The following is an 8,233-nucleotide window of genomic DNA, read 5'->3' as shown; positions in this document are numbered from 1 at the left end:
AACGTGATTTGCGCATCGTCTGTTCTCCTCGCTGCTATGAACGCTACGAGAACAAACTCTCCTTTTGAATGGCCCGGTTCATCGGGGGCAGGTCAAGCAAGCCGGCTAGCGCCTGTTCGACCGGGGTAAAGAGGCCTACAGCTTGGAACAGGGGCGTTTGCCCATGTGTGCCACGCAACTCGACATCTGCCCCCCGGTTCAAGAGTCCCTCCACCCAATCCGGTCTACGCGCGCTAATCGCCTCGTGAAGCGGTGACTTGCCCTTCCGTGTGCGGGTGTTAATCGTCGTTGGTGCGCTGGCTTGGATGAGGAATTCGACGCAGGTATCGTCGCCACCCTGAATAGCCATGAGGAGTGCCGAACCGCCGTTCGCATCGAACTTGTCGGGATCTCCGCCAGCGTCGAGCAGCCTTCGCACCTTCTCTGCCTGTCCAAGATGGGCGAACAGCCCCAGTTGCGGTGTCGGCGTTGGGCCATAACCCTTGATCATTCGGTTCGGATTCCGAGTGTCTGCCGGGCGTCTTTTCCATTCTTCGAGGGCGACGAGACCCGCATGTGGTCGCCCTGCTGGCAGCCCCTCCGCCCCAGGATAGGGATGTGGAAAATCTCGAGCAAGCGAGCCTTCGGGGTCGGGAATATCGACCAACAGGCCGACGCCCTCCGCCCAGGCCCGCCAGCGGTTCAGGCGGTGCTTGTCGCCGAGCGCCGCGGCAATGAACAGCAGGTGATGGAGCGCAATCTTCATCTGCATGGCACTACGAAAGGCAAACCAGTTCGCCGCAGCCTCGAATGCCTCCAACGCCTGCTGGCGGCGACCCATCTGCATCTCGTATCGGCCGCGCAACACCCCAAGGCCGGCGAGCCTCGGCTCCCCCGCCAGCGCGTCTTCGATCCGCGTGAGACAGGCTTCGGCTGCCGCAGCCTCGCCCGGGAGTTTCGCACGCCTGGGGTCGATTAGGCGCATCAAGTCGATCTCGTCTTGCTGGACCGGAGGTGGCAGAAGGCAGGCTAGGCCCTTCTCTCCGGACATCAGCGCTTCAATTTCGCTCTGCAGCCGATCGTGCGAAATCCGGTTTTCTGTCCGATGCATCGCAGGATCGACCAATGGAAATTTGCAGTACTCGCGGTAGGCACGGGCGGACAGAAGTGCAAAGCCGAACTCAAGATCCCAGTGCTCAATGAGTTCCAAGATCATGCGCGTCTGCATCGACCTTCCAGTCTTCCAACGCCTAAGGTTGTCCTCCCAAGTACTCCCGTAGACAGCGCGGCCACATGCGTTTTCGATCTCACGTGCGACCGCGCCTTGAGCGCGTCCTTTCAAGCGCGCCCGCCAGAGCAGCCTCAGTCCCTCGTCCGGGTTTCCGATGACCGTTTCAGGATCGACGCCACTGCCCTTGAAGGCGAGCCGGAGATGATGGGCAAAGATGGCACCTGCCACCCGGTCAAAGACGCGGCGTACGTCTTCAGCGGCGAGAGCGCCGCAGTCGAGGTTCCGGCACAGATCCACGTAATTCTCAAGCGCCTCGCGCAGAAAGCCCAAGAGGTTCCATTTTCCAGCGCCGGCGTCGACAATTGGCTTGAGGTGAGTCTCAAGCAGTCCCATCGCGGTGTCGACGTCCAACGGTTTGCCGTCCTTCAATCTCTGCAAGGATTTCTTGAAGGCTTCGTTGTTCGCATCGTCTACCTGCGAAAAATTCCGGATCAGGAAACCGATGATCTCGGAGGGCTGCGGGATCGGTGTAAGACTGAGATCGGCGGTCATTGGCCCCGCCTCTGTATGGCCCTCAGGCTTGCGCGGAAGTTCAGCGCGGCGCGGTGATCGCTCGGTGTCATCGGAACCACAACGAAACCCGACCCAGGTAGGTGCAGCTTTGCGTGTTTGCGGCCGCGCTGGAACCGGGCACCATTGGCGACTTCAATGCGAACAAGGTCATGAATCTGTCTATCTTTCGAAAATGTCATGAGGTGGCTCCCGGAAGGATGGGGCGCCCCCATCCTTCGCATGAGATTGAGGCTATTTGTTGGACTTGGCAGCCGCAGCCTGCGCCCGCGTCGCAAAACTGCCCGACGGGGTCTTGCCGCCATTCGCCTTCGCCGTAGCAGCCTGGATCCGTGCCGCCGCCGCCTTCGACATGGGCGTTACGCCCTTACCCTTTGCCATTTCAATCTCCTTTCGTTGCTGATCGCGTGCATCGGTGCATGCAAGGAGAGCAATCGCATTTCAGGCAGAACCTGGGGAGCTGCGAAACTGGGTAACACACCCGCTAATTTTGCAGATGGCAGTTATTCACGTGCCGCACCTCGACCCCTGGCGCTCTTCACCCTGGTTGCTTTGGACTGTTAGCGCTGCATTTGGCCACCTCAACGAGCATCCGCCCTACCAGAAGACAAGTCCCTGTCAGGACTTGCAATTCTTAGTGCGCGTCAGCTTCCATTCGGCAGGAAGTCAAGTCCAGCGCCGGAAGCCGCGCCCGAAAACCGTATCGCGCCAAATGCCAAACAGAGACTCGGGCAGTTTTGGGCGGCTATTTCGCCTGTGATTTCAAGTCTCTAGCGGCCATTGCGCCGCGCAAGGCGCGGAAATTTCGCCACAATCCACAAGGCGTAAAATCGTTTAATATCAATGTGTTATATTGTGGCGGAGCACTCTAGATTCGAACCAGAGATATGTTCCTTTCTCTAACCCCCGGAAAACACGGCACAATTTCAGCGCAGAAAATAGGGTAGACTGTTGAATTTGCACTACTTTTCAGCTTTAGGGAGCTCGCTTGTCCGATGAAAGCGATGGTCGTCTTCCGGCTCAAACGCTTTTGATTGCCACCGCTTCGCCAGATTCCGAAATTGGGCAGTGCACTTTGGCGGTCGCGGCTCCAGCCAACTTTCATTAGGGTTAGCTGTATGAGACAGTCGGATTTTATGGAGATGGTCGTTGTGGGATTTCGCTCAAGTGAGCGCAGCGGAGCTGCTCGCTATCCACGCCCAAGTTAGTGAGGAGCTCCGAACACGCGGAATAGTTCGCAGCGCCAACAATCCTACCGGCGATCTCGCCGAGTACCTGTTCTGCACCGCTTTCGGTTGGAAACAAGCACCAAACTCTGAGCGGGGCTTTGACGCGACTGGTCAGGACGGCGTGCGTTATCAGATCAAGGGACGGCGGGTCCACCGGCGCAACCCATCACGCCAGCTCTCGGCAATTCGTGATCTGGCGGGCGGACATTTTGACGTGCTGGCGGGCGTAATCTTTGACGATGACTTTCGTGTTGTCCGGGCAGCACTCATCCCTCGCGGCGTGGTGGAGAAACGCTCAACCTTCGTCGCGCACACAAACAGCCACAAATTTCTCCTGCGAGATGATGTGTGGGAGGCACAGGGGGTCCAGGATGTTACGGTCGAAGTCGCGGCCGCCATGCCGTAAGTAGGTAGTTGGACGTGATGCGCAGGCGGAGCAGGTCGGTGCCACAATCTCGACGACATGTCGTGGTTGATCATTCTGACTATGAACGGCACGAACACGATTCCTTATCCCGGCTCGACCGCTGCGCCCGAAGATATCGTGGCGCTCGCAGACGAATATCGGCGCGCGGCAATTGCGCTGATGGAATCCGGCCGGAAGGGCGAGCCGCTTTCTCGTGCCCCTGGACGGCTCTGCGCAATCCACGCAATTGAGCTTTACCTCAACGCCTTTCTCCTGGTGGGCGGAACGCCTCCGGAGCAGGTCAGATCCCATTTCCACAACCTTGCCGCACGGGCGGAGAAGGCGATCGACAGTGGATTGATCCTGCGAAAGCGTACTGCTGAGCACCTCCGGAAGATGACAGAAACCAGAGAGTATCTCGTTTCTCGCTATGGACCGGAAATGACGTCGACACTGTCAGAGCTCAATCGTCTCATGGCGACGCTGGAAGAGGTCTCGAAGAAAACCAGTATCCGGATAGGTCTTGTTCCGCAGGGTGCTCCCAAGGACAACTTGCCGGAGAACCGTGATGGCTGATCCGCTCGACAACCCGACACTGCACCCTCGGGCTCTTACCGTACGAGAACGTGCCCCTGGGTTCAAATGGCACAGCTATGCTGGATCCCCCAGATCCTCACAGGCCTTCTGCCTGAGTGCCTTTGGAACGCTTCGTTCGCTGAGCGCCAGGGACCGGGCCCTTGAAGCTCTCTTTCGTCACGCCCTTCCCGGATTTCCACCACGACGTCGTCCGCGGCGCTGGTCGATCCTGCCAGAGGCCGAAAGCCCTGAGCTCCTGTCCGAGTTGGGTACTCAGCAAGCGACCAGCATCGATGCTCTTTGCCTGTCGTCGGACGAGGTCGTCTGCATAGAATCCAAGTTTGCGACCGACGCCCAACACGGCTTTGGAGGGTGCAGTCAGTTTCCCAAGGCTTGCGCCGGTTTCCGTGGCCCAGGATCCGATATCGCCAAGCAGACTGACGCGTGGTGCCGCCTCGAAAACTGGGAGGGTCACCGGTCGCCTCGAGCCTACTGGAGCTTGGGAAAGCGATGGTTTCGGCCCGAGATTTTCAATCGCCAGACCGCGTCGGACGTCTGCGCCCTTCGTGGGGCCAACTACCAGCTGATGAGAAATTTCCTATTTGCCGCTTCCATCGCAGAGCGAGACAAGAAATCGCGTTTCGGCGTTCTGGCGATTGGCCCGCGCAAGTATGCGTCAGTACTCGCTGAGCAGGTCGCAGCCTTTCGGAGAGACATACTCCTTCCGGACTTTCGGGGTCTGATCGCCTTTGTCGACTACGAGGAGTATGCGGACATCCTCGATACGGCAAATGCTCCCGATGCTGCAGAGCTCGCTGAATTCCTTCGAGAACGCATCCGCCATGTTGTCGGACGAGGCGACGCAAAGAGGCACGCGCCTGCTTCGAACTGACCCGAAGTCAAGTCCAGCGCCCGTCGCCCCACGTGAAAACCGTATCGCGCCAAATGCCAAACAGAGACTCGCGCCATTCTGGGCGACTATTTGGCCTGCATTTTCAAGTCTCTAGGGGTTGACGTGGTCTGCAAGCCACGGAAATCACGTGCCAATGTACGCCACGCAAAATCGTTTAAAATCAATAGGTTATGTGGTGGCGGAGCAGGTGGGATTCGAACCCACGGGACGCTCATCACGCCCAGCAGTTTTCAAGACTGCCTCGATCGACCACTCTGACACTGCTCCTTCGTTCCACGCTATCTAGCCGCAACCCCGGCGGTTGCCAAGTCTTTGATGGAGATTCGGCTCTGTTGCACAAATCCGGCGAGGGGATTCATGTTGTGACTCCAGCATGGTAGCTGGGCGGCAAGAGCAGACCGATACCCCCGACCGACAAGAGCGGGAACTGGCCGGCCTACAACGAAGCGCTCAAGCGCCGGGGTTCACTGACGATCTGGTTCGACTGCGAGATGAGCTGCGATGCCGAGCCGACGGGCGGGCGCGGTCGTCAGCAGACCTACAGCGATACCGCCATCCAGACCTGCCTGACAATGTAGGTGTCGTTCGGTATGGCGCCCAGGCAAACGACCGGGTTCGTCGAGGCCTGTCGCGCCTGGTCGGTCTGGACTGGCCGGTGCCTGACTTCAGCACACTGTCCCGTCGTCAGAAGACCTTGGCGGTGACTATCCCTTGCAGCGGTGCCAAGGGGCCGCCGTATCTGTTGATCGACAGCACCGGGATCATCAAGGTCGAGGGTGAAGTTGATTGCACTTGAACGATGGCAGACATCTCTTCCGCCAGTCATCCGAAGCGACCCCAGCCCACAATAAGCAACGGGCCAAGAGGCACCGCCAGCCCAAGGGCCAAGTCCCTGCGCCGGCCGCAAGCCTTCGGGTCTGGCGGCGGATCAGCGCGGGAGGCGGCTCATCACGCGGTGGCGAACGTCTTCGTTTTCAACGGCCAGGGCATGCATCAGGGCAAGAAGATCGCCGCGCGCGCCATGCAACTGATCGATGAGTTCCATCACCAGCCCCAGCGCCTCGTCGTCCAGTTCGAAATCATCGCAAAGATCGCACAGAAGCTCCATCCGGGCGATGTCCACCTGGCGATAGACCGCATCGCCCCCCGCCTCGGCCGGGCGGATCACCTCGGCCCGGATGAAACGGGTAAGGCGCGCCCGGTCGAGCCGCGTGACGGTGGCGAGCACCTGTGCTTCGGTCAGGAAACCGGATCCCTCGGTCATGCCCCCCCTCCCTTGCGCGGATCGTAGCGATGTGTCTTGCGCCAGTCCTCCATGAACCGGGCGAGATCGGCATCCACGGTCTTTGGCAACACGATCTTCAGCTCGATCCGCTGATCGCCCGCAGCGCGGCCCGACGCCGCGATGCCGCGGCCGCGCAGCCGCAGCACCTGGCCGCTGCTGGCCCCCCTGGGCACCGTCACCTTGACCGGCCCGCTGATCGTGGGCGCCTCGACCTTGGCGCCCAGGACCGCCTCGTCGATCGTGATCGGCAGCGTCATGACGATATCGTCGCCTTCCCGCGCAAAGACCGGATGCGGACGGACCGAGAGCGTGACATAGGCATCACCCGGTGGCCCGCCGCCATGACCCGGCCCGCCTTTGCCGCGCAGCCGCAGGGTCTGGCCATCGGCCACGCCCTTGGGGATCTTCACCTCAAGGTCGCCGCCGCCGGGCAGGGTGATGCGCATCGCGCCGCCGTTCGCGGCCTCGAGGAACGGCACTTCGAGCGCATAATGCGCATCCGCGCCACGGGCGCGAAAGCCGTGATCGCCGAACTCTGCGCCACCCTGACGGGCCTGGCGGCGCAGGAATTCGGCAAAGATGTCGGCGTCGTCGCCGAAGCCCTCGTAACGCGGGCCCTGGCGGTAGGGGTTGCCCGGCTGCTCGGCGAAATCGCGGTAGAACGGGCGCTCGCGCGGGCGTTCCTGGCCGCTGGCGTCGATTTCGCCGCGGTCAAAGCGCGCCCGGGTCTCGGGGTCCTTCAGCAGATCGAAGGCCGTTCCCGCCGCCTTGAACCGGGCCTCGGCCGCGGCATCGCCGGGGTGCAGGTCGGGATGGCTTTCCTTGGCGATCTTCCGGTAGGCCTTTTTGATCTCGTCTGCGCTGGCGGTCTTCGCCACGCCGAGCACGTCATAGGGGTCGTCGCTCATCGCTTTTCCAACCGTGAGTCCCTTTGCCCAAAGTAGAGCGCCATCCGACCTTCGCCGCAACCGGGGCGGACGGTCAATCCGCGCGGCGCTGAAGCAGGACGAACGTATCTTGTAACTGCGCCGTGGTCCCGTCGGGACCCCTGCCTTCCCGGTGAACGATCTCGGCCTGCATCTGGATCCATTGCCGAGGGGTGTATCCGATCGCGTCCAACTCACTTTGTACGGTGGGCATTTCGTGGGCGCGGGCCTTCATGTCATCCGAGGCCCATGGTGGCGGCGCGGCATGGGCCAAGACCAGCAGATGCCCGCCGGGGGCTACCCGATCCGCGCCCGCGTGTAGGATCGTGTTGCGGGCCAGATCGACCGGGGATTGCAGAAAGAAGGCTGTGACAAGATCGAACCGGCCCTCGGGCAGCCCCCGGGACAGGTCGCGCGCCTCGAAACGCGCGCGCCCGTCCAGGCCCAGTGCCTCGGCCTGCTGGCGGGCGCGGTTGCAGGCGGTTTCGGAAATATCGACGCCCAGCGCCTGCCAGCCCTGCTGGGCAAGCCAGATTACATCGTCGCCGTTCGATGAGCCCAGGTCGAGCGCGCGCCCGGGTGTCAGGCCGGAGGCGACGCGGACAAGCGCTGCGCTGGGCTGACCCGAGGACGTCGCGCGGCGGGTTTGATAGACGTCTTCCCAGAAGGAGCGGGGATCGGATGCGGACATGGCGTGGCCTTTGCAAGTTCGTGCCAGGGGGTGGAAAATCCCAGATCCGGAGGACCCGGCCTTCAAATATAGCCCCGACCGAGGGAGGGTTTCAGGGCCGCGCGATCAAAGTTGCGTGGATGCGGGCGCGCTGGGGTTGGGGCGGAATCTGAAAGGCCCTGATTGGCCTGGGCCACGCAGGGAGTGCCGCCAATATTGCACGCTTATTCAAATGGATACACGCTAATTTGAACGCGATTGGCAAGCTTTTGCACGCGGTCTTGTCGTTTGCACATTGAATTCCAGAACGCACGTTATTATTCGAATTAATGAATATGTTTGTCGCTCGGAGTCCGGCGGCCCCCGCCAGCTTTTTCACCCTTCTTGCTGATGCGGCCCCGAAATGCGCCGTGCGGACCCCGCGCCGACAAGCAATTGCATTTTAACC

At 61.0% G+C, this 8,233-nt stretch carries 8 protein-coding genes, 1 tRNA gene and 1 pseudogene; 4 read left to right on the top strand and 6 right to left on the bottom strand.

The window, feature by feature from the left end:
* Positions 1–43: 43 nt before the first annotated feature.
* Together BLV97_RS03280 and BLV97_RS21135 are read right to left on the bottom strand one after the other, a co-directional pair.
* The gene (locus BLV97_RS03280) at positions 44–1,762 is read right to left on the bottom strand and encodes an ankyrin repeat domain-containing protein (RefSeq protein WP_092163942.1); all 1,719 of its coding nucleotides are present in this window, start codon (positions 1,760–1,762) and stop codon (positions 44–46) included.
* A gap of 252 nt (positions 1,763–2,014) precedes the next feature.
* Complete coding sequence (locus BLV97_RS21135; RefSeq protein ID WP_092163941.1) at positions 2,015–2,161, bottom strand: hypothetical protein; 147 nt, start codon at positions 2,159–2,161, stop codon at positions 2,015–2,017.
* A gap of 768 nt (positions 2,162–2,929) precedes the next feature.
* Between BLV97_RS21135 and BLV97_RS03270 the strand changes: the two genes are divergently transcribed.
* The 3 genes from BLV97_RS03270 to BLV97_RS20670 are packed head-to-tail and all read left to right on the top strand — an operon-like array spanning position 2,930 to position 4,883.
* On the top strand, positions 2,930–3,415 hold the full coding sequence (locus BLV97_RS03270) for a hypothetical protein (protein ID WP_035841807.1): 486 nt from the start codon (positions 2,930–2,932) through the stop codon (positions 3,413–3,415).
* A 57-nt stretch (positions 3,416–3,472) separates the two neighbouring features.
* Positions 3,473–3,991, top strand: coding sequence for a HEPN domain-containing protein (locus tag BLV97_RS03265; RefSeq protein WP_199178661.1), 519 nt, complete (start codon positions 3,473–3,475; stop codon positions 3,989–3,991).
* Complete coding sequence (locus BLV97_RS20670; protein WP_143037487.1) at positions 3,984–4,883, top strand: PGN_0703 family putative restriction endonuclease; 900 nt, start codon at positions 3,984–3,986, stop codon at positions 4,881–4,883. The genes BLV97_RS03265 and BLV97_RS20670 overlap by 8 nt, the downstream gene beginning before the upstream one ends.
* 197 nt (positions 4,884–5,080) lie before the next feature.
* On the opposite strand, the gene BLV97_RS03260 is transcribed toward BLV97_RS20670, so the two are convergent.
* Positions 5,081–5,171: transfer RNA gene (locus BLV97_RS03260), tRNA-Ser, on the bottom strand.
* Positions 5,172–5,284: 113 nt separating this feature from the next.
* On the opposite strand from BLV97_RS03260, the pseudogene BLV97_RS03255 reads away from it, so the two are divergent.
* Positions 5,285–5,685, top strand: a pseudogene (locus BLV97_RS03255) (transposase); the annotation flags it as partial.
* A gap of 147 nt (positions 5,686–5,832) precedes the next feature.
* Here BLV97_RS03255 and BLV97_RS03250 read toward each other — a convergent pair.
* The 3 genes from BLV97_RS03250 to BLV97_RS03240 form a co-directional block, all read right to left on the bottom strand.
* On the bottom strand, positions 5,833–6,168 hold the full coding sequence (locus tag BLV97_RS03250; RefSeq protein ID WP_035841805.1) for a chaperone modulator CbpM: 336 nt from the start codon (positions 6,166–6,168) through the stop codon (positions 5,833–5,835).
* Positions 6,165–7,097 (bottom strand): DnaJ C-terminal domain-containing protein, encoded by a 933-nt coding sequence (locus BLV97_RS03245; protein WP_035841803.1) that lies wholly within the window; start codon positions 7,095–7,097, stop codon positions 6,165–6,167. Before BLV97_RS03245 ends, BLV97_RS03250 begins: the two co-directional genes overlap by 4 nt.
* Before the next feature lie 73 nt (positions 7,098–7,170).
* Complete coding sequence (locus BLV97_RS03240) at positions 7,171–7,806, bottom strand: class I SAM-dependent methyltransferase (RefSeq protein WP_035841802.1); 636 nt, start codon at positions 7,804–7,806, stop codon at positions 7,171–7,173.
* Between the last annotated feature and the right edge of the window lie 427 nt (positions 7,807–8,233).

Source organism: Allgaiera indica (genome assembly GCF_900106675.1).
Lineage (GTDB): Bacteria > Pseudomonadota > Alphaproteobacteria > Rhodobacterales > Rhodobacteraceae > Acidimangrovimonas > Acidimangrovimonas indica.
This window is presented reverse-complemented; position numbering and strand designations above follow the sequence as displayed.

Excerpts from the sequence above, each read along its gene's own strand:
- BLV97_RS03280 (WP_092163942.1), bottom strand. The coding sequence starts at position 1,762 with ATGACCGCCGATCTCAGTCTTACACCGATCCCGCAGCCCTCCGAGATC.
- BLV97_RS21135 (WP_092163941.1), bottom strand. The coding sequence starts at position 2,161 with ATGGCAAAGGGTAAGGGCGTAACGCCCATGTCGAAGGCGGCGGCGGCA.
- BLV97_RS03265 (WP_199178661.1), top strand. The coding sequence starts at position 3,473 with ATGTCGTGGTTGATCATTCTGACTATGAACGGCACGAACACGATTCCT.
- BLV97_RS20670 (WP_143037487.1), top strand. The coding sequence starts at position 3,984 with ATGGCTGATCCGCTCGACAACCCGACACTGCACCCTCGGGCTCTTACC.
- BLV97_RS03250 (WP_035841805.1), bottom strand. The coding sequence starts at position 6,168 with ATGACCGAGGGATCCGGTTTCCTGACCGAAGCACAGGTGCTCGCCACC.
- BLV97_RS03245 (WP_035841803.1), bottom strand. The coding sequence starts at position 7,097 with ATGAGCGACGACCCCTATGACGTGCTCGGCGTGGCGAAGACCGCCAGC.
- BLV97_RS03240 (WP_035841802.1), bottom strand. The coding sequence starts at position 7,806 with ATGTCCGCATCCGATCCCCGCTCCTTCTGGGAAGACGTCTATCAAACC.